Consider the following 26242-nt stretch of genomic DNA (forward strand, 5'->3'; position numbering starts at 1 on the left):
GCGTCGCCCCTTATTTCCAGATGCTCAACGGCGACATGTACCAGAAGCCGACGACGATCAGCCACACCACGCAGACCGGAATGAACACTTTCCAGCCCAGACGCATGATCTGGTCATAGCGGTAGCGCGGCAAGGTCGCGCGCGCCCAGATGAACACCGAAAGGAGACAGAAGACCTTCAGCACGAGCCAGAACACGCCCGGGATGAAGTCGAGGAAACCGAACGGCGCGCTCCAGCCGCCGAGGAACAGCACCGAGGCCAGCGCCGAGATCACGATCATGTTGATGTACTCGGCGAGGAAGAACAGCGCGAACGCCATCCCCGAGTAATCGATCATGTGACCCGCGACAATTTCCGACTCCCCTTCCACCACGTCGAACGGGTGGCGGTTCGTCTCAGCCAGACCCGAGATGAAGTAGACGACGAACATCGGCAGGAGCGGCAGCCAGTTCCACGAGAGGAACGTGATGCCCCAGCTCGCGAACATGCCGCGCATCTGCCCTTCTACGATGTCCGAGAGGTTCAGGCTGCCCGAGACCATCAGCACGACGACGAGCGCGAAGCCCATCGCGATTTCGTACGACACCATCTGCGCCGCGGCGCGCATCGCGCCAAGGAACGCGTACTTCGAGTTCGAGGCCCAGCCCGCGAGAATCACGCCGTACACGCCAATCGACGAGATCGCCATCACGTAGAGCAGGCCCGCGTTGATGTTGCCGAGCACCGCACCCGCCTGGAACGGGATCACGGCCCAGACGGCGAACGCCGGCACCACCACCATGATCGGCGCGACCATGTAGATCCAGCGACTGGCCTGGGCGGGCTGGATGACTTCCTTGAGCAGCAGCTTCAGCACGTCGGCGATCGGCTGCAGGAGACCGGCGGGACCCACGCGGTTCGGGCCGAGACGCACGTGCATCCAGCCGATCAGCTTGCGCTCCCAGAGGATCAGGTACGCCACGCACAGCAGGATCACCACCGCGACGACGAGAATGCGCACCAGTGCCCACACGGTGGGCCATGCCACGCCGAGCAGCTGGCTGCCGCCTGCATTGATCGTATCGAACAAGCTCATTTAGGCCTTCTCCACCAGCAGTTCACCGAACAGGCTGCCGAGCTGCGCGCCGGCCGGCGTCGCCGCCGAAACGCGCACCACCGTCGGCGCAAGATTCGCATCGCGCGTAGCCGGCGCTGTGACCGACAGGTCGCCCTGGCGCACGCGCACCGCTTCGCCTTCCTTCAGACCGAGCTGGTCGAAAAGCGCGGCCGGCAGACCGACTGTGTTCGCCACGCGTGCGGCCGTCGTGAGCTGCAGCGACTCGGCGCGGCGCACGAGCGGGTCGGCGTGGTAGATCGGCACGTCGGAAATGCGTTCGAAACGGCCTTCGGCTGCCTTCGCCGCAGTGCCCTTCGCGACCGGTGCGCCCGCCCGGTTCGAGAGACGCTGCGCGAAATCGCCGTCTCCCAGCGCCTTGCGGCGCACTTCTTCCGACGTGTCGTATTCGAAGCCGTGCGCGCCGAGCAGCGTGCCCAGCACGCGCAGCACCTTCCATGCGGGACGCGTCTCGCCAAGCGGACGCACCACGCCGTTGAACAGCTGCACCGTGCCTTCGGCGTTCACGAACGTGCCGGCGGTCTCGGTGTACGGCGCGATCGGCAGCAGCACGTCGGCGTACTCGAGGCCCGTCTTGAACGGCGAGAGCATCACGACCATTTCGGCCTGGCCCAGCGCGGCGCGCGCCGCAGCCGGGTTCGCCGTGTCGAATTCGGGCTCGACGTTGAGCAACAGGTAGCCCTTGCGCGGCTGTTCGAACGCTTCGCGCGCGTTCAGGCCGTCGTTGCCCGGCAATGCGCCCACGAGGTAGGCGCCAACCGTGTTGCCTGCTTCGGTCAGGAAGCCGAGCGTCGCACCGGTCGTTTCGGCGATGAACTGCGCCGCGGCATGCAAGCGCGAGAAGTCCGGATGCTGGACGGCAGCATTGCCGAGCAGCACGAAGCGGCGCTCGCCGCTCGCGAGCGAGGCGGCGACCTGCTTCGCACCATCGCTCGCCTGCGTGCCCGCAAAGGCTTCCGGCAACGCGACGCCCTTCGCCTCGGCCGCCGCGGCGGCAATGCCGGCCAGTTCGTCGAGCCACGCCGAAGGCGCGGCGACGATGCGCTGCGCGCCCGGGATCAGCGAGCCGTCGGCCGTAGCCTGCAGCAGCGCGACCTGCGCGCCGCCCTTCGCGGCCTGGCGCAAGCGCGCAGCGAAGAGTGCGTGGTCGCGGCGCAGGAACGAGCCGATCACGAGCGCGGCATCGGCGTACGACAGATCGGCGATCTTCGTGCCGAGCCACGGCGCACCCGTCAGCGGCGCCGAGAAGTCGCTCTGGCGCAGGCGGAAGTCGACGTTCGGCGTGCCGATCGCGTTCGCAAGCTGCTTGAGCAGATAGAGTTCTTCCGTCGTGCTGTGCGGGCTGGCAAGCGCGGCGATCATGTTCTCGCCGTGCTCGTCGCTGATGCCGTTGATGCCCTTCACGACGTAGTCGAGCGCCGTCTGCCAGTCGGTCTCGACCCACTCGCCGCCCTGCTTGAGCATCGGGCGGGTCAGGCGGTCTTCGCTGTTCAGGCCTTCGTATGAGAAGCGATCCTTGTCCGAGATCCAGCACTCGTTGATCGCCTCGTTTTCGTACGGCAGCACGCGCATCACGCGGTTGTTCTTGACCTGGACGATGAGGTTCGCACCGGTCGAATCGTGCGGGCTCACCGACTTGCGGCGCGAGAGCTCCCACGTGCGCGCCGAGAAGCGGAACGGCTTGCTCGTGAGCGCGCCGACCGGGCACACGTCGATCATGTTGCCCGAGAGTTCCGAGTCCACCGTCTTGCCGACGAACGACGTGATTTCCGAGTGCTCGCCGCGGCCTAGCATGCCGAGCTCCATCACGCCCGCGATCTCGTCGCCAAAGCGCACGCAGCGCGTGCAGTGAATGCAGCGCGACATCTCTTCCATCGAGATGAGCGGACCCACGTTCTTGTGGAACACCACGCGCTTTTCTTCGCTGTAGCGCGAGGCCGATTTGCCGTAGCCCACGGCCAGATCCTGCAACTGGCATTCGCCGCCCTGGTCGCAGATCGGGCAGTCCAACGGGTGGTTGATGAGCAGGAACTCCATCACAGCTTGCTGGCCCTGCACGGCCTTTTCGGACGACGTGCGCACGACCATGCCCTGGGACACCGGGGTCGCGCAGGCGGGCACGGCCTTCGGCATCTTCTCGACATCGACAAGACACATCCGGCAGTTGGCCGCAATCGACAGCTTCTTGTGATAGCAGAAGTGCGGGATGTACGTGTCCACCCGCTGCGCAGCCTGGATCACCATGCTGCCCTCGGGCACCTGCACCTTCTTGCCGTCTATTTCAAGTTCAACCATGATGGTTAATCGTCCCTAACCTGTTACCGCGCTATTGCGCTTTCACGCCTGTCGCGGTCTACCCCGTTGCGTCCTGCCACGCGGCTCGCGCCCAACGTGCTGCCTGTCCTGTTCGCCGGCCTTTTACCGTCAAGCGGCCACCGTCTCCGATGCCGCGTGCGAGTCGGCATGTCCGCCGACGAGGCAACGCTTGTTGTGCACGTGATATTCGAATTCGTCCCAGTAGTGCTTGAGCATACCGCGCACGGGCATGGCCGCCGCATCGCCGAGCGCGCAGATCGTGCGGCCCATGATGTTGCCCGCCACCGAGTTCAGCAGGTCCAGGTCTTCCTGGCGGCCAAGGCCGTGCTCGATTCGATGAACCACGCGATAGAGCCAGCCCGTGCCTTCGCGGCACGGCGTGCACTGGCCGCACGACTCTTCGTAATAAAAGTACGAGAGGCGCAGCAGCGAGCGCACCATGCAGCGCGTTTCGTCCATGACGATGACCGCGCCCGAGCCGAGCATCGAGCCCTGCTTGGCGATCGAGTCATAGTCCATGTCGGTCTGCATCATGATGTCGCCCGGAATGACCGGCGCCGACGAGCCGCCCGGAATCACGGCCTTGAGCTTCTTGCCGCCGCGCATGCCGCCGGCGAGCTCCATGAGCGTCGCGAACGGGGTGCCGAGCGGGATCTCGTAGTTGCCCGGACGCTCCACGTCGCCCGAGATCGAGAAGATCTTCGTGCCGCCGTTGTTCGGCTTGCCGAGTTCCATGTACGTCTGCGGGCCGACCGTCAGCAGGAACGGCACCGCCGCGAACGTCTCGGTGTTGTTGATCGTGGTGGGCTTGCCGTACACGCCGAAGCTCGCCGGGAAAGGTGGCTTGAAGCGCGGCTGGCCCTTCTTGCCTTCGAGCGATTCCAGCAGCGCGGTTTCCTCGCCGCAGATGTACGCGCCGTAACCGTGGTGCGCGTGCAACTGGAACGAGAAGTCCGTGCCCAGAATGTTGTCGCCGAGCAAGCCCGCCTGGCGCGCTTCTTCGAGTGCAGCCTCGAAGCGGCGATACACCTCGAAGATTTCGCCGTGGATGTAGTTGTAGCCCACGGTAATGCCCATCGCGTACGCGCCGATGGCCATACCTTCGATCACGGCATGCGGGTTCCAGCGCAGGATGTCCCGATCCTTGAACGTGCCGGGCTCGCCCTCGTCCGAGTTGCAGACGAGGTACTTCTGGCCGGGGAACTGACGCGGCATGAAGCTCCACTTCAGGCCGGTCGGAAAGCCCGCGCCGCCGCGGCCGCGCAGACCGCCGGCCTTCACGTCGGCGATCACCTGCTCGGGCGGAATCTTCTCTTCGAGAATGCGGCGCAGCTGCTTGTAGCCGCCGCGCGCAACGTAGTCTTCGAGGTGCCAGTTCTCGCCGTTCAGGCCCGCGAGAATCAGCGGTTTGATGTGACGGTCGTGCAACGAAGTCATTTCGAAAGCTCCTCGAGCAACTGGTCGATCTTCTCGCGGCTCATGAAGCTGCACATGCGGTGATTGTTCACGAGCAGCACCGGTGCGTCGCCGCACGCGCCCATGCACTCACCCTCCTTGAGGGTGAACTTGCCGTCGGACGTGGTCTCGCCGAAGTCGATGCCCAGCTTCTCTTTCAGGTATTCGGCGGTAGCCTCGGCGCCGCCGTGCGGGCCGAGCTGGCACGGCAGGTTCGTGCAGAGCGTGATCTTGTGCTTGCCGACGGGCGTTGTCTCGAACATCGTGTAGAACGTGGCGACTTCCTGGACCGCGACAGGCGGCATGCCGAGGTAGTCGGCGACGAACTGCATGAGCTCGGGCGACAGCCAGCCATGCTCTTCCTGAGCAACGGCCAAAGCCGCCATGACGGCGGACTGTTTCTGATCGGCGGGGTACTTGGTCAGCGCGCGATCGATTTCTTTCAGGCCTTCAGCTGAGATCATTTTCAGACACGACTCTTTCAATTCCTACCGTTTCGATTCCCGCCAGACACAAACCTGCCGCGCGTTACATGGACCTGCTCGCTGCGACAGACGTGGCGTTCCCGGTATTTCGCCGCGCACCCTTCCCGATCGGGCGCGCCGGCCATTTGCTGCCTAGCGGTCGATTTCCCCGAACACGATGTCCTGCGTGCCGATGATCGTAACCGCGTCGGCAATCATGTGCCCGCGCGCCATTTCGTTCAGCGCGGACAGGTGGGCGTAACCCGGCGCGCGGATCTTCAGACGATACGGCTTGTTCGCACCGTCCGACACCAGGTAGATGCCGAATTCCCCCTTCGGATGCTCGACGGCGGCATAGGCCTCGCCCTCGGGCACGTGGAAACCTTCGGTGAAGAGCTTGAAGTGGTGAATCAGCTCTTCCATGTTCGACTTCATGTTCACGCGCGAAGGCGGCGCAATCTTGTGATTGTCGACCATCACGGGGCCGGGATTCTTGCGCAGCCACTCAATGCACTGTTTCGCAATGCGAGTGGACTGACGCATTTCCTCGACCCGGACGAGATAGCGGTCGTAGCAGTCGCCGTTCACGCCCACCGGAATGTCGAAATCCATCTGGTCATACACTTCGTACGGCTGCTTCTTGCGCAAATCCCATTCGATACCCGAACCGCGCAGCATCGCACCCGTCAGGCCGAGCTGCATGGCCCGCTCCGGGGTCACCACGCCGATGCCGACGAGACGCTGCTTCCAGATCCGGTTGTCGGTGAGAAGCGTTTCGTACTCGTCGACACAGCCCGGGAAGCGCGTGAAGAAGTCGTCGATGAAGTCCAGCACCGAGCCCTGGCGCGCTTCGTTCATGCGCGCGAGCGCCTTCTCGTTGTGGATCTTCGACGCTTTGTATTGCGGCATCGCGTCAGGCAGGTCGCGATAGACGCCGCCCGGACGATAGTAGGCCGCGTGCATGCGCGCGCCCGACACCGCCTCGTACACGTCCATCAGGTCTTCGCGCTCGCGAAACGCGTAGAGGAACACCGCCATCGCGCCGACGTCGAGCGCGTGCGAGCCGATCCACATGAGGTGGTTCAGCACGCGGGTAACCTCGTCGAACAGCACGCGGATGTACTTCGCGCGGATCGGCGGCTCGATGCCGAGCAGCTTTTCGATCGCAAGCACGTAACCGTGCTCGTTGACCATCATCGACACGTAGTCGAGTCGGTCCATGTACGGCACCGACTGAATGAAGGTCTTGTTTTCGGCAAGCTTTTCGGTCCCGCGATGCAGAAGGCCGATATGCGGATCGGCGCGCTGGATCACTTCCCCGTCGAGTTCGAGCACGAGGCGCAGCACACCGTGCGCTGCCGGGTGCTGCGGGCCGAAGTTGAGCGTGTAGTTCTTGATCTCTGACATGCGACCCTCTTACTGTTTCTTCAGACCGCCGTACCGATCCTCGCGGATCACGCGCGGCGTGATTTCACGCGGCTCGATCGTCACCGGCTGATAGACCACGCGCTTCTGCTCCGGGTCGTAACGCATTTCGACGTAGCCGGAGATCGGGAAGTCCTTGCGGAACGGATGGCCGATGAAGCCGTAGTCGGTGAGGATGCGGCGCAGGTCGGGATGGCCGTCGAACACGATGCCGAACAGGTCGAACGCCTCGCGCTCGTACCAGTTCGCCGAGTTCCAGATCTCGAAGACCGAGGGCACGATCGGCACCTCGTCGTCCGGCGCGAAGACGCGCAGGCGCAGGCGCCAGTTATGCGTGATCGAGAGCAGTTGCGACACGGCGGCAAAGCGCGGGCCGTCCCAGGCCCCGTCGCCGTAAGTCTGGTAGTCCACCCCGCTAACGTCGATGAGTTGCTCGAAGCGCAGCGTGGGGTTGTCGCGCAGATCCTTCGCGACATCGAGGTAGTCGCCCGCTTTCACGACCAGCGTGAGTTCGCCGAGCGCCTCGGTGAGGCTGACGATGCGCGCGCCAAGAGCCGTTTCGAGGTTCGCTTTCAGGGTCTCGAGTTTGCTTGCCATATTGTGGGAGGCACGCGGCCTTTATTGACGTGCGATGGTATTGGTGCGGCGGATCTTCGCCTGCAACTGGATCACCCCGTAGACCAGCGCTTCCGCGGTGGGCGGGCAACCCGGCACGTAGACATCGACCGGCACGATACGGTCGCAGCCGCGCACGACCGAGTACGAGTAGTGGTAGTAGCCGCCGCCGTTGGCGCACGATCCCATCGAGATCACCCAGCGCGGCTCGGCCATCTGGTCGTAGACCTTGCGCAGCGCGGGCGCCATCTTGTTGCAGAGCGTGCCGGCGACGATCATGACGTCGGACTGGCGCGGGCTGGGACGGAACACAACCCCGAAGCGGTCGAGGTCGTAACGGGCGGCGCCCGCATGCATCATCTCGACCGCGCAACACGCGAGCCCGAACGTCATCGGCCACAGCGAGCCGGTGCGCGTCCAGTTGATCAGCTTGTCAGCCGTAGTGGTGACAAACCCTTCCTTCAAGACCCCTTCGATACTCATGTGTTTTCCACTCCAGACGGACGACCAGCAGTGTGCCTGTAGAGCCGCCCTTACGCTATCCGGTGATTAACCCGTCACTCCCAGTCGAGGCCACCCTTCTTCCAGATGTAGGCGAAGCCCAGCAGGAATTCGAGCAGGAACAGCATCATCGACAGGAAGCCCGGCCAGCCGATGTCGCGCAGGGCCACACCCCACGGGAACAGGAACGCCGTTTCGAGATCGAAGATGATGAAAAGGATGGCAACCAGGTAGTAGCGTACGTCGAACTTCATACGCGCGTCTTCGAACGCTTCAAAGCCGCACTCGTAAGGCGAGTTCTTTTCGCTGTCTGGCCGGTTGGGGCCGAGGATCTTGCCGATGGTAACCAGCGCTACGCCCAGACCGAGACCTACGAGGAGGAACAACAGGACAGGGTAATAGGCAGCGAGGTTCAAGGCTATCCTCTATCGGTTGGTTCAGGGTTCCGCAGAACATGTCGCTCCGCGGGGTCACTTCACGTACTTCGCGCTGCGAACAATAAACGAACACGATGCCAGAAGCAAAAATGCCAGCCCGAGCTGAAGCAAGTGGCTGGCATTTTGTAGAATAACATTGGTGCCGACGGCGAGACTCGAACTCGCACAGCTTTCGCCACTACCCCCTCAAGATAGCGTGTCTACCAATTTCACCACGTCGGCACTACATGCAATCCGGGAGGACAATTTTGTTGAAACCCGCGAATCGCTTCAAGACTTAAATTCTAACTTGCCTTAGCGATTTGTTCAATGCACAAAAACAAGTTTTTCTAAATTTATTTCGGCACATCATTACCTGGAGCCGAGCCCGCCTTTGCCGGCGATGCTGCTGCCGGAGCGGATGCGGCAGGCGCTGCAGCAACCACACTGGCAGGCGCTACAGCAGCCGGAACCGAAGCAGCGACAGGTGCCGGAGACGCAGCACCCAACACACCAGCCGACGGCTTCGCATGATACGACCCCAAGTAGGTTAATGCAAGGGTCGAGGCGAAAAAGACCGTGGCAAGAACCGCCGTCGTACGCGAGAGGAAATTAGCGGAACCGCTCGCGCCAAACAGGCTGCCCGAGGCGCCACTACCAAATGCGGCACCCATGTCCGCGCCCTTGCCGTGCTGAAGCAGCACGAGGCCAATTACCCCGATCGCCGACAGAAGCTGAACGACGATAATCAACGTTTTCAAATACAGCATCACACTCACCTGAGTCCTGGTTGAACGCAGCCGGGTCACGGCCTGCGCATACGCGCCTCACGCGCTCATTCAAGCGCGCGGGCGCAACTTCCTAGCCCTTTAACCCGCGACATCCGCGCCCGCCGCAGCGGCCGCGCAAATCGCGAGAAAATCTTCTGCCTTCAACGAGGCGCCGCCGATCAGGCCGCCATCGATGTCGGCCTGGCGGAACAGCTCCGCCGCGTTCTCCGGCTTCACACTGCCGCCGTAGAGCAACAGCACGCCGGCCGCCTGCGCGCCCTTCGCCGCAAGCCGCGCGCGCAGAAACGCGTGCACCTGCTGCGCCTGCTCCGACGTCGCGCTCCGACCCGTGCCAATAGCCCAGACCGGCTCGTACGCCACCACGATACGCGCGGCCTCGCCGGCCGTCAGCACAGCCAGCACGGCCTCGAGCTGCGCGCCGACCACCTTCTCCGTCGCGCCCGATTCGCGCTCTTCGAGCGTTTCGCCCACGCAGACAATGGGCGTGAGCCCCGCTGCCAGCGCGCGCTGCGCCTTCGCCGCCACGAGTTCCGAGCTTTCGCCGTGATACGCGCGCCGCTCCGAGTGGCCCACGATCGCATACGTGGCCTCGAAGTCGGCAACCATACCCGCCGCGACCTCACCGGTGTACGCGCCCTGCTCGTGCGCCGATATGTCCTCCGCACCCCAGGCTACCCGGCTACCGCCAAGCAGCGCCTGAGCCTGCGCGAGATACGGGTGCGGCACGCACACGCCGACACGCACCTCCTGAGGCAGCGCCTCGGCGCCACGCGCGACACCTTCGAGCAGCGCCGCGTTGACCGCGAGGCGACCATGCATCTTCCAGTTACCGACTACCAGCTTGGCTCGTTGATTCGACATTGTTTCGGTTGCGGTTAAAAGCGGGCGCAAAACACGCAATTTTACTGCGCGAAATCGAAGCGGGTCAAACCGCCGCGTTTCGTTCGCGCCCTTTGTCACGCAGAAAGGTGGCGGAATTCAGGCCTGCGACTCTCCATCAGACTAAATCGGCCTCAATCATCCCAGGCGAGGACGATCTTGCCGATATGCTCGCTGCTCTCCATGAGCGCATGCGCTTCGGCCGCCTGCGCCGCGGGAAACACGCGGAACACCACCGGTTTGATATGGCCCTCCTCTATCAGCGGCCATACGCGCTCCTTCAGGTCGCGTGCGATCCGCGCCTTGAATTCGACCGGGCGAGCACGCAGCGTCGACCCCGTGATCGTCAGTCGCCGACGCATGATCTCGGGCAGGTTGACCTCCGCTTTCGCACCGCCCAGCGTCGCGATCAGGACGATGCGGCCACCGTCGGCCAGCGCGGTCAGCTCGCGCGGCATATAGCCGCCTCCCACCATGTCGAGGATCACGTCCACGCCGCGATCGTTCGTGAGCGCCTTCACCACGTCGACAAAATCTTCGCTGCGATAGTTGATCGCCCGTTCCGCGCCCAGTTGCTCGCAGGCGCGGCATTTGTCGTCGGAGCCCGCCGTCACGAAGACGCGATAGCCGAGCGCATGCGCCATCTGGATCGCCGCCACGCCGATACCGCTCGAACCGCCCTGCACGAGCAGCGTCTCGTTCGCGCCGCCCTCGCCCGCGCCAAGCTGGCCGCGCTGGAACACGTTCGTCCAGACCGTGAAGAAGGTTTCCGGCAGCGACGCGGCCTCGATGTCCGACAGCCCCTGCGGAACCGGCAGGCACTGGCCGAGCGGCGCCACGGCGTACTCGGCGTAGCCGCCGCCCGCGATCAGCGCGCATACGCGCTCGCCGATCTTCAGGCCGAACGGATTGTTCTTCTCGTCGATCGTCCCGCCGATGATTTCACCCGCCACCTCCAGCCCCGGCAAATCGGAGACGCCCGGCGGCGGCGCATAGGAGCCCTTGCGCTGGAACACGTCGGGCCGGTTCACGCCCGCCGCCGCGACCTTGATCAGCACTTCGCCCGACTTCGGCTCGGGCATGGGACGCTCGGTCAGCTTGAGCACGTCCGGTGCACCAAATTCGGTAATCTCGACAGCCTTCATCTCGCGTCCCCCTGAGTCTGGATGGCATTGCGCACGCGGCGCCCGCTCCATGCATGAGCAATGTCATACAGACATTCCATCATGAAAAACGGCCGGCGCGCCAAAGCGCTGCCGGCCGTTACAGGCTACCGCATTATTGCTGCGGCTCGCCTTGCGGTGCACTGCCGCCGTTGCCGCCTGCCGCTGCGTCGTTCAGCAGCGCCTTGGCCGACAGGCGCACGCGGCCCTTCTCGTCCGTCTGGATGACCTTGACCTTCACGATCTGGCCTTCCTTCAGATAGTCGTTGATGTCCTTGATGCGCTCGTTGGCGATCTCGGAGATGTGCAGCAGACCATCCTTGCCCGGCAGCAGGTTCACGATCGCGCCGAAGTCCAGCAGCTTGAGCACCGGGCCTTCGTAGATCTGACCGACTTCGATTTCGGCCGTGATGTTCTCGATGCGCTTCTTCGCTTCGGCCATGCCTTCGCTCGACGTGCTCGCGATGGTCACGACGCCGTCGTCCGAGATGTCGATCGTGGTGCCGGTTTCTTCGGTCAGCGCGCGGATCACCGAACCACCCTTGCCGATCACGTCGCGGATCTTTTCCGGGTTGATCTTGACGGTGATCATGCGCGGAGCGTACGCCGACAGCTCCGTGTTCACGCCCGACACCGCCGACGTCATCTTGCCGAGGATGTGCATGCGGCCTTCCTTCGCCTGTGCGAGCGCGACCTGCATGATTTCCTTGGTGATGCCCTGGATCTTGATGTCCATCTGGAGCGCGGTCACGCCCGCTTCCGTGCCCGCCACCTTGAAGTCCATGTCGCCGAGGTGGTCTTCGTCGCCGAGGATGTCGGTCAGCACGGCAAACTTGTTGCCTTCGAGGATCAGGCCCATCGCGATGCCCGCGACGTGCGCCTTCATCGGCACGCCGGCGTCCATCAGCGCGAGGCAGCCGCCGCACACCGATGCCATCGACGACGAACCGTTCGACTCGGTGATTTCCGAGACCACGCGGATCGAGTAGCCGAACTCCTCGGCGCTCGGCAGGCACGCGACGAGCGCGCGCTTGGCGAGACGGCCGTGGCCGATTTCACGGCGCTTCGGCGAACCCACGCGGCCCGTTTCGCCGGTCGCGAACGGGGGCATATTGTAGTGGAGCATGAAGCGGTCGCGGTACTCGCCTTCGAGCGCGTCGATGATCTGCTCGTCGCCCTTGGTGCCGAGCGTCGCGACCACGAGTGCCTGCGTCTCGCCGCGCGTGAAGAGCGCCGAGCCGTGGGTGCGCGGCAGCACGCCGGTGCGGATCTCGATGGGGCGCACGGTGCGCGTGTCGCGGCCGTCGATGCGCGGCTCGCCGTTCAGGATCTGCGAGCGGACGATCTTCGCTTCGAGGTCGAACAGGATGTTGCCGACCGAAGCCTTGTCGGCCGCAACCGTGCCGGCAGCAGCCGCTTCTTCTTCGAGCTTCTTCGAGGTTGCCGAATAGACTTCCTTCAGCTTCGTCGAACGCTGCTGCTTGTCGCGCAGTTGATACGCGGCCAGCAGTTCGTTGTAGGCGATGTCCGTGACGCGCGCGATGAGCGCCTCGTCCTTCGGCGCCGGCTGCCAGTCCCACTCGGGCTTGCCGCCGTCGCGCACGAGCTCGTGGATCGCGTCGATGGCCGTTTGCATCTGCTCGTGGCCGAACACCACGGCGCCGAGCATCACGTCTTCCGGCAACTGATCCGCTTCCGATTCCACCATCAGCACCGCGCGCTCGGTACCGGCCACGACGAGGTCGAGGCGCGATTCCTTGCTTTGCGAGCGCGTCGGGTTCAGCACGTACTCGTTGTTGACGTAGGCGACGCGCGCTGCGCCGACCGGGCCGTTGAACGGCAGGCCCGAGATCGCCAGCGCTGCCGACGCGCCGATCAGCGCGGGAATGTCAGCCGGGATTTCCGGGTTGATCGACAGGACGTGGATCACGACCTGGACTTCGTTGTAATAGCCTTCCGGGAAGAGCGGGCGCAGCGGACGGTCGATCAGGCGCGAGATCAGCGTCTCGCCTTCCGACGGACGGCCTTCGCGGCGGAAAAAGCCGCCCGGGATCTTGCCGGCCGAGTAGGTCTTTTCGATGTAGTCGACGGTCAGCGGGAAGAAGTCCTGACCCGGCTTGGCGGTCTTCGCGCCGACGACGGTCGCGAGCACGACGGTATCTTCGACGTCGACGATGACGGCACCGCTTGCCTGACGGGCGATCTCACCCGTCTCGAGGCGCACATTGTGCTGGCCCCATTTGAATTCTTTCACGACTTTATTGAACATGGTCATGGTCTAGTCACTCCTTACTCGTTGTTATGCTGCGTGGCCTGCCATGGGCAGGCGACACGGCAATACACGGACCGGTGCCGCGCAGGAAGAGGAGTGTTATGCCATTCCAGCGAATCGCGGGTAAAGCGTACGCCCGGCGCGTGACCCGCTGGAATGACACAAAGCTCTGCCCCGTGGACCGGCCCTGCTGATGCTGCTGTTTTAGCCGCTTTTTAGCGGCTTGTCCGACTCTGGTGCTGCCTGTCCTGCCGATGCGCTCCGCCTCGCGCCAGGGCGGTGCCGGGCATCACGAAGCGGACCGTTCAAAAACAAAATGCCTGCATCAGTGGAACTGACACAGGCATCTTTCTGGAAGACCTTCCGGTTACTTGCGCAGACCCAGCTTTTCGATCAGCGCGCGGTAACGATCGGCGTCCTTGCCCTTCAGGTAGTCGAGCAGCTTGCGGCGGCGGCTCACCATGCGCAGCAGGCCACGGCGGCTGTGGTGATCCTTCGCGTGCGACTTGAAGTGGCCAGTCAGTTCGTTGATACGCGACGTGAGGAGGGCCACCTGAACTTCGGGCGAACCCGTGTCACCGGTGCCGCGCGCGAATTGCGCGACGATGTCGGATTTCTTGATATCTGCTACGGACATTTGCTTTTCCTTTAAAGCTAACGGGCGGTCACGGAAGAAAGGCCGTGCCGTGGATTACATCGCCGCGGGCTGCATTCCTGCCTGCCCTTTACGGCGAAGCGCGCATTGTAGCACAGGCCGGGTTTGCCGCGAACCCGGGCATCGCCGGCGAACGCGGGCACTGCGCTCAGGGCCGGTTCATATGGCACGTCGTCGGCAGCACGGTCTGCTGTGGCGGTAATTCCCGCACCGTCCGGAAGCCGTAGCCCGAGCCTTCGTTGTCGTAGCGCACGCCCGGCGTGCCCGCTTTGTCCATTTGCATCACATAAAGGGGCTGGATCACCTGATGATCGTCGGGGCGCATCCACATCGGATGAAAGCCGCTTTCGTCGCCCATGAACCGCAGCCCTTCCAGCGCCTTCGCCACCGCGGTGGGGTCGGCCGTGCCGGCGCGGGTCATGGCCTGCGCCAGCATCTCGACCAGCATTTCCACGCGCAGCATCGGGTAATCGTCCCGCGGGGCCGGGTAGCGCGTGCGGAATGCGGCGTACCACGCGTCGGAGGCGCTGCCGCCGGCGTTCGGATGCCAGTCCGCCACCGCGATCACGCGCTTCACGCCTGCGTCGCCCAGCGCCGCCGGCGCCCCGAGACTGTTGCCGTAGAACGTATAGAACTTCGCGTCGAGCCCCTGCTCCCGCGCGGCTTTCACGAGCAGCGTGAGGTCGTCGCCCCAGTTGCCGGTGACGATGGCGTCGGCGCCCGAAGCGCGGATCTTCGCAATATAGGGCGTGAAGTCCTTGACGCGGCCGATCGGGTGGAACTCGTCGCCCACGATCGCGATGTCGGGCCGGCGCCGAATGAGCGCGGTGCGCGCGAGCGTGCTCACATCGTGGCCAAAGCTGTAATCCTGGTTCAGCAGATAGACCTTCCTGACGGAACGATCGGCGGCGATCACGTCCGCGAGCGCATCCATGCGCATGCCGGCGTGAGCGTCGAAGCGGAAATGCCAGAAGCTGCAGTTCGCGTTCGTGAGCGCGGGGTCGTCGGCGGAATAGTTGAGGAAGACTTCGCGGTTATCGGGCTCGCGCGCGTTCTGGCGCTCGACGGCCGTCACGAGCGCCGCCGCCACCGCCGAGCTGTTGCCCTGGAGGATGAAGCCGATGTGCCGGTCGGCGGCCGCGTGCAACTGGATCAGCGCCGTCGCGGCGCTGCCCTTGCTGTCGAGCACGACCAGTTCGAGCGGATGCCGGCCGTCGCGCAACGTCACGCCGCCGCGCGCGTTGACGCGCTCCACACCGAAGCGAAGATTGCGTTCGACGGCTGCGCCCGCGTCGGCGAACGGTCCCGACATGCCCTCGATCAATGCGAGCCGAATCGGCGCGCCCGCCGGATCCTGCGCCTCGGCCGCCTGAGCCCGCACCGCGCCCGTCGATGCGACGACAAGCGCAGTCCCGAACGCCATCGCAAGCGCGCTCACCCGTGCTCCCAGCCCCGCCGCCGCGCGGCCGATTCGTGCCTTCATACCCTCTTCCTCCGATGTCGCGCCCGACCCAATGCAACCCAACGCAACCCAACTCGATACCCGGCGCGGACGAAGCGCGGATCATAGGGTGCGCAGTGTCAATGCCGCAAGCCCAGGCGCCATTGCGTGTCAAAATAGGGCATTGATAACAATGGCGTTCTTCGGAACATCGCCTTTGGGAGATTCCATGCTCAACCGCTTTACCCGCGCGCTGGCAGCCGGCCTCGGAGCGCTCGCGCTCGCCGGATGCGTGCAGCCTTGGCAGCGATTCCATACGGGCGACGACGCGCAAGCCGTGATCGCCCGCTTTGGGCCGCCGAGCGAAATCTATGACCTGCCGAACGGCGGCAAGCGCCTGATGTGGCCAACCCAGCCGATGGGCGAGACGACCGTCGCCGCCGACATCGACGCGAGCGGCAAGGTCGTGAACGTGCGCCAGGTGCTGCAAAACAGCGAGTTCTATCGCGCCGAGATCGGCAAGTGGACGCGCGCCGACGTGCTCGTGAACTTCGGCCGCCCCGAAGACACGTCCTACTACCCGTTGATGAAGCGGCAGACGTGGACGTACCGGTATCTGGACGACGACATCTGGTACATGCTCTACAGCTTCTACTTCGACGACGACGGCGTTCTTCGGCTCATGCAGAAGACGCCCGATCCGCTGCACGACCCGGACGAGCGCCGCGGTTTCTTCTAATCCGCGGCGATATCTCGCCCAAAAGCAAAACCCCCGCGCTCTCATGCGCGGGGGTTTTGCTTGTGCCCCGAAGCGGTAGACGCAACGGGGTGCGCCGCCGCTTACGAACGCTGCGGATTGAGCTTGTCGCCCGAGTAGAGCTTGTTGAGCGCCGAGATATACGCCTTCGCCGAAGCGGCGACGATATCCGGATCGGTGCCCACACCGTTCACGATACGGCCAGCCTTCGACAAACGCACGGTCACTTCGCCCTGGGCCTGGGTGCCGGTGGTGATTGCGTTCACCGAATACAGCAGCAGTTCGGAGCCGCTGCCGACTTCGGTCTCGATGGCGTTGAGCGTCGCGTCGACCGGGCCGTTGCCGGCCGCCTCGCCCGTCACTTCCTTGCCGTCGGCCGAGAACACGACGCGGGCGTGCGGACGCTCGCCCGTTTCCGAGTGCTGCGCGAGCGAGAGGAACTTGTAGTGCTCCTTCTCCTGCGCCTCGGCCGACTCTTCCGTGACGATCGCGATGATGTCTTCGTCGAAGATCTCGGCTTTGCGGTCCGCCAGTTCCTTGAAGCGCGCGAACGCGTTGTTCAGTTCGGCTTCGCTGTCGAGCTGAATGCCCAGTTCCTGCAGACGCTGCTTGAATGCGTTGCGGCCCGAAAGCTTGCCGAGCACGATCTTGTTCGCGCTCCAGCCCACGTCTTCCGCGCGCATGATCTCGTAGGTGTCGCGCGCCTTGAGCACGCCGTCCTGATGAATGCCCGAGGCATGCGCGAACGCGTTCGCGCCCACCACGGCCTTGTTCGGCTGCACGACGAAACCGGTGATCTGCGAAACGAGCTTCGAGGCCGGCACGATCTGCGTGGTGTCGAGGCCGAGGTCGAGGCCGAAGTAGTCCTTGCGGGTCTTCACGGCCATGACGATTTCTTCGAGCGAGGTATTGCCGGCGCGCTCGCCGAGACCGTTGATCGTGCACTCCACCTGGCGCGCGCCGCCGATCTGCACGCCGGCCAGCGAGTTCGCGACGGCCATGCCGAGGTCGTTATGGCAGTGCACCGAGAACACGGCCTTGTCCGAGTTCGGGATGCGCTCGCGCAGCGTCTTGACGAGGTTGCCGTACAGCTCGGGAATGCCGTAGCCGACCGTATCGGCGATGTTGATCGTCGTGGCGCCTTCGTTGATGACGGCTTCGAGCACGCGGCACAGGAAGTCGAGATCCGAACGGCTGCCGTCTTCCGGCGAAAACTCCACGTCGTTGGTGAACTTGCGCGCAAAGCGCACCGCCAGCTTCGCCTGCTCGAACACCTGCTCGGGCGACATGCGCAGCTTCTTCTCCATGTGCAGCGCCGAGGTGGCGATGAACGTGTGGATGCGGAAGTGGTCGGCAGGCTTGAGCGCGTCGGCGGCGCGCTGGATGTCCTTGTCGTTGGCGCGGGCGAGCGAGCAGATCGTGCTGTCCTTGATCATGCCGGCGATCGTGTGGATCGCGTCGAAGTCGCCGTTCGAGCTGGCCGCGAAGCCCGCCTCGATCACGTCGACCTTCATGCGTTCGAGCTGCTTCGCGATGCGAATCTTCTCTTCCTTCGTCATCGACGCACCGGGCGACTGCTCGCCGTCACGCAACGTCGTATCGAAGATGATGAGCTTGTCTGCTGCCATTTCGGGTCTCCAGGGGGACTTGTTCAGTGTCTAAAACGGATTTCGGGTGTTCGCGCCACCGATGGCGACGCTGACAATGAACGAGGCTTACGGAGGGCGAGCGAGATCAGCGCGGCAGGCGCGCTAGAGCTAGCGCGCTTAGGAGCGCACCGGCTTGAAGAGAAAGAAGGGGGAACGAGATCGTTGCCATGCCGCCGACTATAGCCGGATTCGGCCGATAGTGCAATCGGATGGGCCCCGGAGCGGCCGGGAACCGTAGCGAGCGCCGGAAACGACCGGGGCCGCCGAAAGCGGCCCCGAATGCGGGCGTGCCGGGTCGCGTAAAACGCGCCCGTGCTACCGGTCGCGCGGCGAGGAACGCGCCGGATTGGCGCGACCGCGCGCGGCCTGCCAGGCCCAGAACACGTAGCCCGAGAGGCCATACAGCACGAACAGGCCGAACAGCATCAGCGGCGGATCGGACGAGACGAGCACGAACGCCACCACCACGAGCAGGATCGCCGCGAACGGTACGCGGTGCCGCACGTCGAGCGCCTTGCCACTGTAGAACGGCGCGTTCGACACCATCGTCACGCCCGCGTAGATCGTCAGCACGAACGCCACCCACGGCAGCCAGGCAAGCTTGACCGGCACGCGGTTGTCGGTGGACAGCCAGACGAAGCCGGCAATCAGCGCCGCGGCCGCCGGGCTCGGCATGCCCTGGAAGAAGCGCTTGTCGACCACGCCGATGTTCGTGTTGAAGCGCGCAAGCCGCAGCGCGGCACCGGAACAGTAGACGAAGGCCGCGAGCCAGCCCCAGCGCCCGAGGTCCTTGAGCACCCACTCGTACATCACGAGTGCGGGCGCGACGCCGAACGACACCATGTCCGAAAGGCTGTCGAACTGCTCGCCGAACGCGCTCTGCGAGTGCGTCATGCGCGCAACGCGCCCGTCCATGCCGTCGAGCACCATCGCCACGAAGATCGCGATGGCCGCCACTTCGAAGCGCACGTTCATCGCCTGCACCACCGCGAAGAAGCCGCAAAACAGCGCCGCAGTGGTGAACGCGTTGGGCAGCAGGTAGATGCCGCGCTTTTTCAGGAACTGCTGACGGGCGGCGCGGCGCGTCGCCGCAACGCCCATCGGCGGGTCCTGCAAGGACTTGTTGCGGCGGAACGGCCGCGGCAGCGGTCCGCCCGTCGCATTGCGGGGACGACGCGGTTTGAGTCCGGCCATCGCAACCCTCCTTATGCCGATTGCGTTTGCAGTTCGGCGAGGATCGTCGACGAAGCGGACACCTTCTCGCCGATCGACACACGCGGACGGCTGCCCACCGGCAAATACACGTCGACACGCGAGCCAAAGCGGATGAAGCCGTAGCGCTGGCCGCGCGAGAGCGGCTCGCCCGAACGCACGTAGCAGAGAATCCGCCGCGCGATCAGGCCCGCGATCTGCACCGAGGTGACGACGGTGCCGTCGGCCATCGTCAGCACGACAGCGTTACGCTCGTTCTCGGTCGAAGCCTTGTCGATGGCCGCATTCAGGTAGGCGCCCGGGAAGTATTCGACCTTCGCAACGGCGCCGTCGACCGGCGAGCGTTGCGAGTGCACGTTGAACACGTTCATGAACACGCTGATCTTGAGCGCCTCGCGGTTCGCGTACGGATCGTGCGCGGTCTCCACGGCGACGATACGGCCGTCGGCCGGGCACAGCACGGCGTTGGCCTGGGTCGGGATCGGGCGCGGCGGGTCGCGGAAGAACTGCACGACAAAGATGAGGATCAGCCAGAACGGCCACGCGAGGCCGAACCCTGCGACGGCATGGATCAAGAGCGCCACGACGGCCGCAATGGCGATGAACGGCCAGCCTTCGCGGGCGATGATCGGGTGAGGGTAATTCATGGTGGCTTCGGTGTTTTTTTAAAAACCGTAGGATAGCAAAAGCCGCCCAAGCTTCATCCCACCTGGGCGGCTTTTGCTGGAACTGGCGGCGGCGGCGCGGCGGCGTTGCGAAAAATTCTCCGGCCGCCTGGCCGCACGAGCAAGGTCAGATCAGTTCTTCGACTGGTCGACGAGCTTGTTCGCGGCGATCCACGGCATCATCGCGCGCAGCTTCGCACCGACCTGCTCGATCTGGTGCTCGGCCGTCAGGCGGCGGCGCGATTGCAGCGTCGGGGCGCCGGCCTTGTTTTCGATGATGAAGCTCTTCGCGTACTCGCCCGTCTGAATGTCGGTCAGCACCTGCTTCATCGCCTTCTTCGTTTCAGCCGTCACGATCTTCGGACCCGTCACGTACTCGCCATACTCGGCGTTGTTCGAGATCGAGTAGTTCATGTTCGCGATGCCGCCTTCGTAGATCAGGTCGACGATCAGCTTCAGTTCGTGCAGGCACTCGAAATACGCCATTTCCGGCGCGTAGCCCGCTTCCACCAGCGTTTCGAAGCCGGCCTTGATCAGGTCGACCGTACCGCCGCACAGCACAGCCTGCTCGCCGAACAGGTCGGTTTCGGTTTCTTCGCGGAAGTTCGTTTCGATGATGCCGGCACGGCCGCCGCCGTTCGCTGCCGCGTACGACAGGGCGATGTCACGCGCCGCGCCCGACTTGTCCTGGTGGACAGCGATCAGGTGGGGCACGCCGCCGCCTTGCGAGTAGGTGCCGCGCACCGTGTGGCCCGGCGCCTTCGGGGCGATCATGATGACGTCCAGATCCGCGCGCGGAATCACCTGGCCGTAGTGGACGTTGAAGCCGTGCGCGAAGGCGAGCGCAGCGCCATTCTTGGCGTTCGCGTGCACTTCCTTCGCGTACACGTCGGCGATCTGCTCGTCGGGCAGGAGCATCATCACGACGTCGGCGTTCTTGACGGCTTCGGCGACTTCCTTGACCGCGAGGCCGGCGTTCTCGGCCTTGCTCCACGAAGCGCCGCCCTTACGCAGGCCGACCGTCACGTTCACGCCGCTGTCCTTGAGGTTCAGCGCGTGGGCGTGGCCCTGCGAGCCGTAACCGATGATGGTGACCTGCTTGCCTTTGATGAGGGAGAGGTCGGCGTCCTTGTCGTAAAAAACTTTCATGTCTGTTCCCTGGCGAGAGTACAAAAATAAGCGAAAAAATTGAGAAATCCGGTACTGCCGTATGTGAATCCGACGAATGGCGAGGTGTCGTCACACCTTCAGGATGCGCTCCCCGCGCCCGATGCCCGAGCCGCCCGTGCGGACGGTTTCGAGAATCGCGGTGGCGTCGATCGCCTCGATGAACGCGTCGAGCTTGTCGCTCGCCCCCGTCAGCTCGATCGTGTAAGTCTTTTCGGTGACGTCGATGATGCGGCCGCGGAAGATATCCGCCATCCGCTTCATTTCCTCACGCTCCTTGCCAACCGCCCTGACCTTGATCAGCATTAGCTCGCGCTCGATGTGGGCGCCCTCGGTCAGGTCGACCACTTTCACCACCTCGATCAGGCGGTTCAGATGCTTCGTGATCTGTTCGATCACGTCGTCCGAGCCAATGGAAACGATGGTCATGCGCGACAGCGAACGGTCTTCGGTCGGCGCCACCGTCAAGGTTTCAATGTTGTAGCCGCGTGCGGAGAAGAGTCCGACCACGCGCGAAAGCGCGCCCGGCTCGTTTTCCAGCAAAACGGAAATGATGTGTCTCATGGTGTAATCCGCGATTTATCCAGTGGAGCTTGACTGCCGCCCTTCCCCGCGAACCCGCGCGCCCTTTGTGTGGACGCGCGCCGCGCGAGGTCGAAACGGCGCCGTGCAAATACCGTTACAGGTCTTCCGAACCGAGCAGCATCTCGGTGATGCCCTTGCCGGCCTGAACCATCGGCCAGACGTTTTCGGAAGGGTCGGTCTGGAAATCGAGGAACACCGTGCGGTCCTTCAGGCGCAGCGCTTCCTTGAGCGCCGGCTCCACATCAGCGGTCTTTTCGATCCGCATGCCGACGTGGCCGTACGCCTCGGCGAGCTTCACGAAGTCCGGCAGCGCATCCATGTACGAATGAGAATAGCGCTTGCTGTATTCGATCTGCTGCCACTGGCGGACCATGCCGAGGTAGCGGTTGTTCAGCGAGATGATCTTCACGGGCGTGTCGTACTGCTTGCAGGTCGACAGCTCCTGAATGCACATCTGGATCGAGCCTTCGCCCGTGATGCACAGCACGTCGTCGTCCGGGTGCGCCATCTTCACGCCCATCGCCGCCGGCAGGCCGAAGCCCATCGTGCCAAGGCCGCCGGAATTGATCCACCGGCGCGGCTGGTTGAAGCGGTAGAACTGCGCAGCCCACATCTGGTGCTGGCCCACGTCCGAACACACGAACGCGTTGCCGCCCGTGAGCTCCCACGCCTTTTCCACCACGTACTGCGGCTTGATGATCTCGCTCGAACGGTCGAACTTCAGGCAGTTCTTCTCGCGCCAGCCTTCGATGTCCTTCCACCAGTCGGCAAGCGCGACCGTATCGGGGCCGTGCTCGGCGTGCTGGAGTTGCTCGATGAGCTCCTTGAGCACTTCCTTCACGTCGCCGACGATGGGGATATCCACCTTCACGCGCTTGCTGATCGACGACGGGTCGATGTCGATGTGAATAATCTTGCGCGGGCGCGAGGCGAAGTGCGCCGGGTCGCCGATCACGCGGTCGTCGAAGCGCGCGCCGATCGCGATCAGCACGTCGCAGTGCTGCATCGCCATGTTGGCTTCGAACGTGCCGTGCATGCCGAGCATGCCGAGGAACTTGCGGTCGCTCGCGCGGTAGCCGCCCAGCCCCATCAGCGTGTTCGTGACCGGATAGCCAAGCAGGTCCGCGAACTGGTTCAGCTCGCGCGACGCATCGGCGAGGATGATGCCGCCACCGGTATAGATATACGGACGTTTGGCCGTCAGCAGCAGCGAAACCGCCTTGCGGATCTGCCCCGAGTGGCCCTTCGTGACCGGGTTGTACGAGCGCAGCGCGATGCTTTTGATCGGTTCGTACGCGCACGGCGTCTTCGACACGTCCTTCGGAATGTCGATCAGCACGGGGCCGGGACGGCCGGTGCGCGCAATGTAGAAAGCTTTCTTGACGGTGGCGGCGAGATCGCGCACGTCCTTCACGAGGAAGTTGTGCTTCACGCAAGGGCGCGTGATGCCGACCGTGTCGCACTCCTGGAAGGCGTCCTGACCAATCGCGGCGGTAGGCACCTGGCCGCTGATGACCACCATCGGGATCGAGTCCATATAGGCCGTCGCGATGCCGGTCACCGCATTGGTGACGCCGGGGCCCGAAGTCACGAGACACACGCCGACCTTGCCGGTCGAGCGGGCGTAGGCGTCGGCCGCGTGCACGGCTGCCTGTTCGTGGCGCACGAGCACGTGCTGAATCTTGTCCTGCTTGTACAGCTCGTCGTAGATGTAGAGTACCGAGCCGCCGGGATAACCCCAGATGAATTCGACCTGCTCGTCGGCGAGCGCCTTCATCAGCACGGTTCCGCCGATGGACTGGCCTTGCTGGCCATGAGGGTCAGATTCGTTTGAAACGGGGGAAACCGACGTGGAGAATTCCGCGCTGGGCATATTCATCGTTCACCTTTCGAATTTTCGGCAAAAAATTGATCGGGTGCTCTCTGCCGGGCTTGTGGCTCGGGTTCAAGCGGCGCGTCCAGTTGACAGATGAGCTTCTTGGGCCACATCCGAATTGAGACAAGTCACTTATGTTGCGAACCGTCGAAGATAGCGACTCGTGCCCCACTGGTCAAGCAATTCTTGCAGTCCATGCATGACGCAAATTCCATTATCTAACCGCAGTCTGGCCGCGCCATTACCCCGTGAGCGCGAAAATTTGCTAGCATCCGCGAGTTTTACGACATTTTTCGAACGATTACGCGTACGCTCTGGTGGCGGCGCCCTGCAACGGATGGCATCAGACAAAGAACTCGCCGATTTTCTGGCGGGCGTCGAGAGACGCGCGTTCAAGCAGACGGTCTACGCCGTGCGGGACGACGACGCCTCGCTCGATATCGTGCAGGACGCGATGATCAAGCTCGCGGAAAAATACGGAGACCGACCGGCAGCGGAACTCCCGCTGCTGTTCCAGCGCATCCTGCAAAATGCGACACATGATTATTTTCGCCGGCAAAAAGTACGCAATACTTGGGTGAGCCTGTTCTCCTCGCTCGGCAACGCCGACGACGAGGACTTCGACCCGCTCGAAATCTTCGAGGCCGAGCAGGGATCCGCGGGCGCCGAAAGCAGCGAACAGCAACTGGAACGGGAACAGGTTCTCAACCTGATCGACCAGGAGATCCAGAAATTACCGGCACGTCAACGGGAGGCGTTTCTCATGCGTTATTGGGAAGATATGGATGTCGCCGAGACTGCCGCCGCGATGGGCTGCTCCGAAGGCAGTGTGAAAACGCACTGCTCCCGGGCTACCCACACGCTGGCACAAGCGCTCAAGGCAAAAGGAATCACGCTATGAGCTCCACTCTCGAAAACAAAGAACTAGAGTTCGTGCGGGAGCTGCGCCGTGCCCTCGACGAGAGTGCCGCCGGCCTGCCCGCCTCCGCTACGGATCGCCTCGCCGCCGCCCGTCGTACCGCGCTCGCCCACAAGAAGGCCGAGCTGGTGTTCGTGCGCGTGCCGGCGCTCGCACCTGCCGGCGCCGCTGTCGGTGCTTCTGCTGGCTTTTCTACCGGCGTCGGAATACCCGGCGGTCTTGCCGCACCGCGCCGCCGGTCGCCGTTTGCGCGCCTCGTGCTCGCCTGGCCGCTCGTCGCGCTCGTGGCGGGCCTCTTCGCCATCGCGTATTTCGAAGATCAGCAGCGCACGGCCGAGCTTGCCGATATCGACGCCGCCATGCTGAGCGACGACCTGCCGCTCACTGCGTATCTCGATCACGGCTTCAACGCCTACCTGTCGCGATCGCATTAACGGGGAGACGCACGGGGTGAGCTACAAGCGCGGCCTGGCCGTAGCGATTGGATCGGTAGTCGCGGCACTCGTGTCGTATGTGGCGACCTATCCGCGCTTTCACCCCGAAGCCGCGCCTGGCGCGGCGGCCAGCACGCCGGCCAGCGGAGCCTCGGTCGACACGTCGATCGCCACGGCCTTTACGCCCCTGCCGGGCCGCAAGGATCCCCTCGCCTGGGCAAATCTTACCGATGCGCAGCACACGGCGCTCGCGCCGTTCGCTCTGGAATGGGACAAGTTCAGCGACGAGCGCCGGAAGAAGTGGCTGAGAATCGCCGCGCGTTACCCGAAGTTGACGACAGATGCACAAAAGCGACTGCATGACCGCATGACCGAATGGGTCCGCATGACCCCCGAGCAGCGGCGTGTCGCGCGCGAAAATTATCAGGTGTCGAAAGAACTGCCGGCGCAGGCGCGCCAGCGTGCCTGGAAGGACTATCAGCAGCTCTCGCCCGAGCAGAAGGCGAAGCTTGCCGCGACCGAGCGCAAGCGCCGCACGGTCGTCAGCGCACCGCCTAGCAGCACCAAGAGCGAGGTCCGCGACATCGACCGCCTCGTCGACGAACGCGATCGCCGCAACCAGCCGCACTCGCCGGCTTCCGCACCGCTGGTGCCGGGCGTGCGCCCGGGTTCGGCGCCGGGCGCCATGAACGCGCCGGCAGCCACCGCGGCAATCCCCCCGGCCGCAAGCTACGCGCCGGCCGCGCCCGCTCCCGTTTCGCCGGCCGCCGAAGCATCCGCGGTGTACAAGGGTTCGTAAGCCCCCTCCCGCTGCTTTCCCCTGGTTGCCGGAACGGGGGCGTTCGCAGGTATGCTTGAGGCATCCTGTCCTCCCCCCCTTTTCCGACTTCCGGCGCCACCGTGACCGAACCCGCCATTGCCGAGGTGCAAGCGTCCCCTTCCGCCACGAACGCCGGGACGCCCCCGTCCATCCGCCGGCGCCTTGCCGCGCTCCTGTACGAAAGCGTGCTGCTGTTCGGCGTGATCTTCATCGCCGGACTCGCGTTCAGCCTCGCCCTCGGCCAGCGCAACGGGCTCACCTATCATCACCTGATGTCGGTCTGGATCGCGATCGTCGCCGGCGTCTACTTCGTCGGCTTCTGGCACCGCGGCGGGCAAACGCTGCCGATGAAAACCTGGCGCCTGCGCGTGGTCGGCCCGCACGACGCCCCGCCATCGCTCCCACGCGCGACGCTGCGCTACCTCGCCGCCTGGCTCTGGTTCCTCCCGCCGCTCGCGCTGCATCCGCTCTTCGATCTCTCGATTCCGCGTACGCTCCTGCTCGCGGTCGTCTGGTTCGCGCTCTGGGTCGCAAGCGCGCGCTTCGGTACGAGCCGCCAATTTCTGCACGACCGTATCGCCGGCACGCGCATCGCCGCCGTGCCGCGCTAGCTCTCGCGGTTTTGCAACATTTCGCAGCACCGCAGGACTG

Annotated in this window: 25 protein-coding genes and 1 tRNA gene; 5 read left to right on the plus strand and 21 right to left on the minus strand. The window is 64.2% G+C overall.

Going from position 1 to position 26242, the window contains the following annotated elements; genetic code table 11:
- Positions 1-10 precede the first annotated feature (10 nt).
- The 15 genes from nuoH to V8683_RS18545 all read right to left on the minus strand — a co-directional run bounded on the left by nuoH (position 11) and on the right by V8683_RS18545 (position 15489).
- Positions 11-1075 carry an NADH-quinone oxidoreductase subunit NuoH gene (gene nuoH, locus V8683_RS18475; RefSeq protein ID WP_411190094.1) on the minus strand — a complete coding sequence of 355 codons (1065 nt, stop codon included), beginning with the start codon at positions 1073-1075 and terminating at the stop codon, positions 11-13.
- Positions 1076-3409 (minus strand): NADH-quinone oxidoreductase subunit NuoG, encoded by a 2334-nt coding sequence (gene nuoG, locus V8683_RS18480; RefSeq protein ID WP_411190095.1) that lies wholly within the window; start codon positions 3407-3409, stop codon positions 1076-1078.
- 129 nt (positions 3410-3538) lie between these two features.
- The gene (gene nuoF / locus V8683_RS18485; RefSeq protein ID WP_027795468.1) at positions 3539-4867 is read right to left on the minus strand and encodes an NADH-quinone oxidoreductase subunit NuoF; all 1329 of its coding nucleotides are present in this window, start codon (positions 4865-4867) and stop codon (positions 3539-3541) included.
- Complete coding sequence (gene nuoE / locus V8683_RS18490; protein ID WP_411190096.1) at positions 4864-5349, minus strand: NADH-quinone oxidoreductase subunit NuoE; 486 nt, start codon at positions 5347-5349, stop codon at positions 4864-4866. The genes nuoF and nuoE overlap by 4 nt, the downstream gene beginning before the upstream one ends.
- Positions 5350-5502: 153 nt before the next feature.
- Positions 5503-6756 carry an NADH-quinone oxidoreductase subunit D gene (locus V8683_RS18495; RefSeq protein WP_411190097.1) on the minus strand — a complete coding sequence of 418 codons (1254 nt, stop codon included), beginning with the start codon at positions 6754-6756 and terminating at the stop codon, positions 5503-5505.
- A 9-nt stretch (positions 6757-6765) separates the two neighbouring features.
- Entirely contained in the window at positions 6766-7371 is a 606-nt protein-coding gene (locus V8683_RS18500; RefSeq protein ID WP_411190098.1) for an NADH-quinone oxidoreductase subunit C, read from the minus strand.
- Between the two features lie 21 nt (positions 7372-7392).
- Entirely contained in the window at positions 7393-7872 is a 480-nt protein-coding gene (locus V8683_RS18505) for a NuoB/complex I 20 kDa subunit family protein (protein ID WP_006052903.1), read from the minus strand.
- Between the two features lie 74 nt (positions 7873-7946).
- Entirely contained in the window at positions 7947-8306 is a 360-nt protein-coding gene (ndhC, locus tag V8683_RS18510; RefSeq protein WP_027795472.1) for an NADH-quinone oxidoreductase subunit A, read from the minus strand.
- A gap of 158 nt (positions 8307-8464) precedes the next feature.
- Positions 8465-8549: transfer RNA gene (locus tag V8683_RS18515), tRNA-Leu, on the minus strand.
- Between the two features lie 113 nt (positions 8550-8662).
- Positions 8663-9076, minus strand: a complete 414-nt coding sequence (gene secG, locus V8683_RS18520) for a preprotein translocase subunit SecG (protein WP_411190099.1) — start codon at positions 9074-9076, stop codon at positions 8663-8665.
- A gap of 99 nt (positions 9077-9175) precedes the next feature.
- Positions 9176-9958, minus strand: coding sequence for a triose-phosphate isomerase (gene tpiA / locus V8683_RS18525; protein WP_411190100.1), 783 nt, complete (start codon positions 9956-9958; stop codon positions 9176-9178).
- Between the two features lie 152 nt (positions 9959-10110).
- Positions 10111-11121, minus strand: coding sequence for an NAD(P)H-quinone oxidoreductase (locus V8683_RS18530; RefSeq protein ID WP_411190101.1), 1011 nt, complete (start codon positions 11119-11121; stop codon positions 10111-10113).
- Positions 11122-11254: 133 nt separating this feature from the next.
- Positions 11255-13414: a polyribonucleotide nucleotidyltransferase gene (pnp, locus tag V8683_RS18535; protein WP_411190102.1), complete on the minus strand. Its 2160-nt coding sequence runs from the start codon at positions 13412-13414 to the stop codon at positions 11255-11257.
- A 364-nt stretch (positions 13415-13778) separates the two neighbouring features.
- Complete coding sequence (gene rpsO / locus V8683_RS18540; protein ID WP_027795476.1) at positions 13779-14048, minus strand: 30S ribosomal protein S15; 270 nt, start codon at positions 14046-14048, stop codon at positions 13779-13781.
- A gap of 166 nt (positions 14049-14214) precedes the next feature.
- Positions 14215-15489 carry a branched-chain amino acid ABC transporter substrate-binding protein gene (locus tag V8683_RS18545; RefSeq protein ID WP_411190580.1) on the minus strand — a complete coding sequence of 425 codons (1275 nt, stop codon included), beginning with the start codon at positions 15487-15489 and terminating at the stop codon, positions 14215-14217.
- A 247-nt stretch (positions 15490-15736) separates the two neighbouring features.
- Between V8683_RS18545 and V8683_RS18550 the strand changes: the two genes are divergently transcribed.
- The gene (locus V8683_RS18550) at positions 15737-16246 is read left to right on the plus strand and encodes a hypothetical protein (RefSeq protein WP_411190103.1); all 510 of its coding nucleotides are present in this window, start codon (positions 15737-15739) and stop codon (positions 16244-16246) included.
- A gap of 101 nt (positions 16247-16347) precedes the next feature.
- On the opposite strand, the gene V8683_RS18555 is transcribed toward V8683_RS18550, so the two are convergent.
- The 6 genes from V8683_RS18555 to V8683_RS18580 all read right to left on the minus strand — a co-directional run bounded on the left by V8683_RS18555 (position 16348) and on the right by V8683_RS18580 (position 23421).
- Positions 16348-17892 carry a 2-isopropylmalate synthase gene (locus V8683_RS18555; protein ID WP_411190104.1) on the minus strand — a complete coding sequence of 515 codons (1545 nt, stop codon included), beginning with the start codon at positions 17890-17892 and terminating at the stop codon, positions 16348-16350.
- A gap of 336 nt (positions 17893-18228) precedes the next feature.
- Entirely contained in the window at positions 18229-19107 is an 879-nt protein-coding gene (pssA, locus tag V8683_RS18560; RefSeq protein ID WP_411190105.1) for a CDP-diacylglycerol--serine O-phosphatidyltransferase, read from the minus strand.
- Between the two features lie 11 nt (positions 19108-19118).
- Positions 19119-19772, minus strand: a complete 654-nt coding sequence (locus V8683_RS18565) for a phosphatidylserine decarboxylase (protein ID WP_027795481.1) — start codon at positions 19770-19772, stop codon at positions 19119-19121.
- Between the two features lie 150 nt (positions 19773-19922).
- The gene (gene ilvC / locus V8683_RS18570; RefSeq protein ID WP_411190106.1) at positions 19923-20939 is read right to left on the minus strand and encodes a ketol-acid reductoisomerase; all 1017 of its coding nucleotides are present in this window, start codon (positions 20937-20939) and stop codon (positions 19923-19925) included.
- 90 nt (positions 20940-21029) lie between these two features.
- Complete coding sequence (ilvN, locus tag V8683_RS18575; protein ID WP_027795483.1) at positions 21030-21521, minus strand: acetolactate synthase small subunit; 492 nt, start codon at positions 21519-21521, stop codon at positions 21030-21032.
- A gap of 115 nt (positions 21522-21636) precedes the next feature.
- A complete protein-coding gene (locus tag V8683_RS18580; protein ID WP_411190107.1) occupies positions 21637-23421 on the minus strand; it encodes an acetolactate synthase 3 catalytic subunit in 1785 nt (594 codons plus the stop codon).
- A gap of 334 nt (positions 23422-23755) precedes the next feature.
- Between V8683_RS18580 and V8683_RS18585 the strand changes: the two genes are divergently transcribed.
- From V8683_RS18585 to V8683_RS18600, 4 genes are all read left to right on the plus strand, one after another.
- Positions 23756-24319, plus strand: a complete 564-nt coding sequence (locus V8683_RS18585) for an RNA polymerase sigma factor (RefSeq protein ID WP_411190581.1) — start codon at positions 23756-23758, stop codon at positions 24317-24319.
- The gene (locus V8683_RS18590; RefSeq protein WP_411190108.1) at positions 24316-24771 is read left to right on the plus strand and encodes a DUF3619 family protein; all 456 of its coding nucleotides are present in this window, start codon (positions 24316-24318) and stop codon (positions 24769-24771) included. Before V8683_RS18585 ends, V8683_RS18590 begins: the two co-directional genes overlap by 4 nt.
- Before the next feature lie 16 nt (positions 24772-24787).
- Positions 24788-25570: a DUF3106 domain-containing protein gene (locus tag V8683_RS18595; protein ID WP_411190109.1), complete on the plus strand. Its 783-nt coding sequence runs from the start codon at positions 24788-24790 to the stop codon at positions 25568-25570.
- Positions 25571-25671: 101 nt separating this feature from the next.
- On the plus strand, positions 25672-26202 hold the full coding sequence (locus V8683_RS18600) for an RDD family protein (protein ID WP_411190110.1): 531 nt from the start codon (positions 25672-25674) through the stop codon (positions 26200-26202).
- The last annotated feature ends 40 nt before the right edge of the window (positions 26203-26242 follow it).

The organism is Paraburkholderia sp. AV2 (assembly GCF_054968425.1).

Bases quoted from the DNA above. Each gene is read 5' to 3' on its own strand.
- nuoH (WP_411190094.1), bottom strand. From the start codon at position 1,075: ATGAGCTTGTTCGATACGATCAATGCAGGCGGCAGCCAGCTGCTCGGC.
- nuoG (WP_411190095.1), bottom strand. From the start codon at position 3,409: ATGGTTGAACTTGAAATAGACGGCAAGAAGGTGCAGGTGCCCGAGGGC.
- nuoF (WP_027795468.1), bottom strand. From the start codon at position 4,867: ATGACTTCGTTGCACGACCGTCACATCAAACCGCTGATTCTCGCGGGC.
- nuoE (WP_411190096.1), bottom strand. From the start codon at position 5,349: ATGATCTCAGCTGAAGGCCTGAAAGAAATCGATCGCGCGCTGACCAAG.
- V8683_RS18495 (WP_411190097.1), bottom strand. From the start codon at position 6,756: ATGTCAGAGATCAAGAACTACACGCTCAACTTCGGCCCGCAGCACCCG.
- V8683_RS18500 (WP_411190098.1), bottom strand. From the start codon at position 7,371: ATGGCAAGCAAACTCGAGACCCTGAAAGCGAACCTCGAAACGGCTCTT.
- V8683_RS18505 (WP_006052903.1), bottom strand. From the start codon at position 7,872: ATGAGTATCGAAGGGGTCTTGAAGGAAGGGTTTGTCACCACTACGGCT.
- secG (WP_411190099.1), bottom strand. From the start codon at position 9,076: ATGCTGTATTTGAAAACGTTGATTATCGTCGTTCAGCTTCTGTCGGCG.
- tpiA (WP_411190100.1), bottom strand. From the start codon at position 9,958: ATGTCGAATCAACGAGCCAAGCTGGTAGTCGGTAACTGGAAGATGCAT.
- V8683_RS18530 (WP_411190101.1), bottom strand. From the start codon at position 11,121: ATGAAGGCTGTCGAGATTACCGAATTTGGTGCACCGGACGTGCTCAAG.
- pnp (WP_411190102.1), bottom strand. From the start codon at position 13,414: ATGACCATGTTCAATAAAGTCGTGAAAGAATTCAAATGGGGCCAGCAC.
- rpsO (WP_027795476.1), bottom strand. From the start codon at position 14,048: ATGTCCGTAGCAGATATCAAGAAATCCGACATCGTCGCGCAATTCGCG.
- V8683_RS18545 (WP_411190580.1), bottom strand. From the start codon at position 15,489: ATGGCGTTCGGGACTGCGCTTGTCGTCGCATCGACGGGCGCGGTGCGG.
- V8683_RS18550 (WP_411190103.1), top strand. From the start codon at position 15,737: ATGCTCAACCGCTTTACCCGCGCGCTGGCAGCCGGCCTCGGAGCGCTC.
- V8683_RS18555 (WP_411190104.1), bottom strand. From the start codon at position 17,892: ATGGCAGCAGACAAGCTCATCATCTTCGATACGACGTTGCGTGACGGC.
- pssA (WP_411190105.1), bottom strand. From the start codon at position 19,107: ATGGCCGGACTCAAACCGCGTCGTCCCCGCAATGCGACGGGCGGACCG.
- V8683_RS18565 (WP_027795481.1), bottom strand. From the start codon at position 19,772: ATGAATTACCCTCACCCGATCATCGCCCGCGAAGGCTGGCCGTTCATC.
- ilvC (WP_411190106.1), bottom strand. From the start codon at position 20,939: ATGAAAGTTTTTTACGACAAGGACGCCGACCTCTCCCTCATCAAAGGC.
- ilvN (WP_027795483.1), bottom strand. From the start codon at position 21,521: ATGAGACACATCATTTCCGTTTTGCTGGAAAACGAGCCGGGCGCGCTT.
- V8683_RS18580 (WP_411190107.1), bottom strand. From the start codon at position 23,421: ATGAATATGCCCAGCGCGGAATTCTCCACGTCGGTTTCCCCCGTTTCA.
- V8683_RS18585 (WP_411190581.1), top strand. From the start codon at position 23,756: ATGGCATCAGACAAAGAACTCGCCGATTTTCTGGCGGGCGTCGAGAGA.
- V8683_RS18590 (WP_411190108.1), top strand. From the start codon at position 24,316: ATGAGCTCCACTCTCGAAAACAAAGAACTAGAGTTCGTGCGGGAGCTG.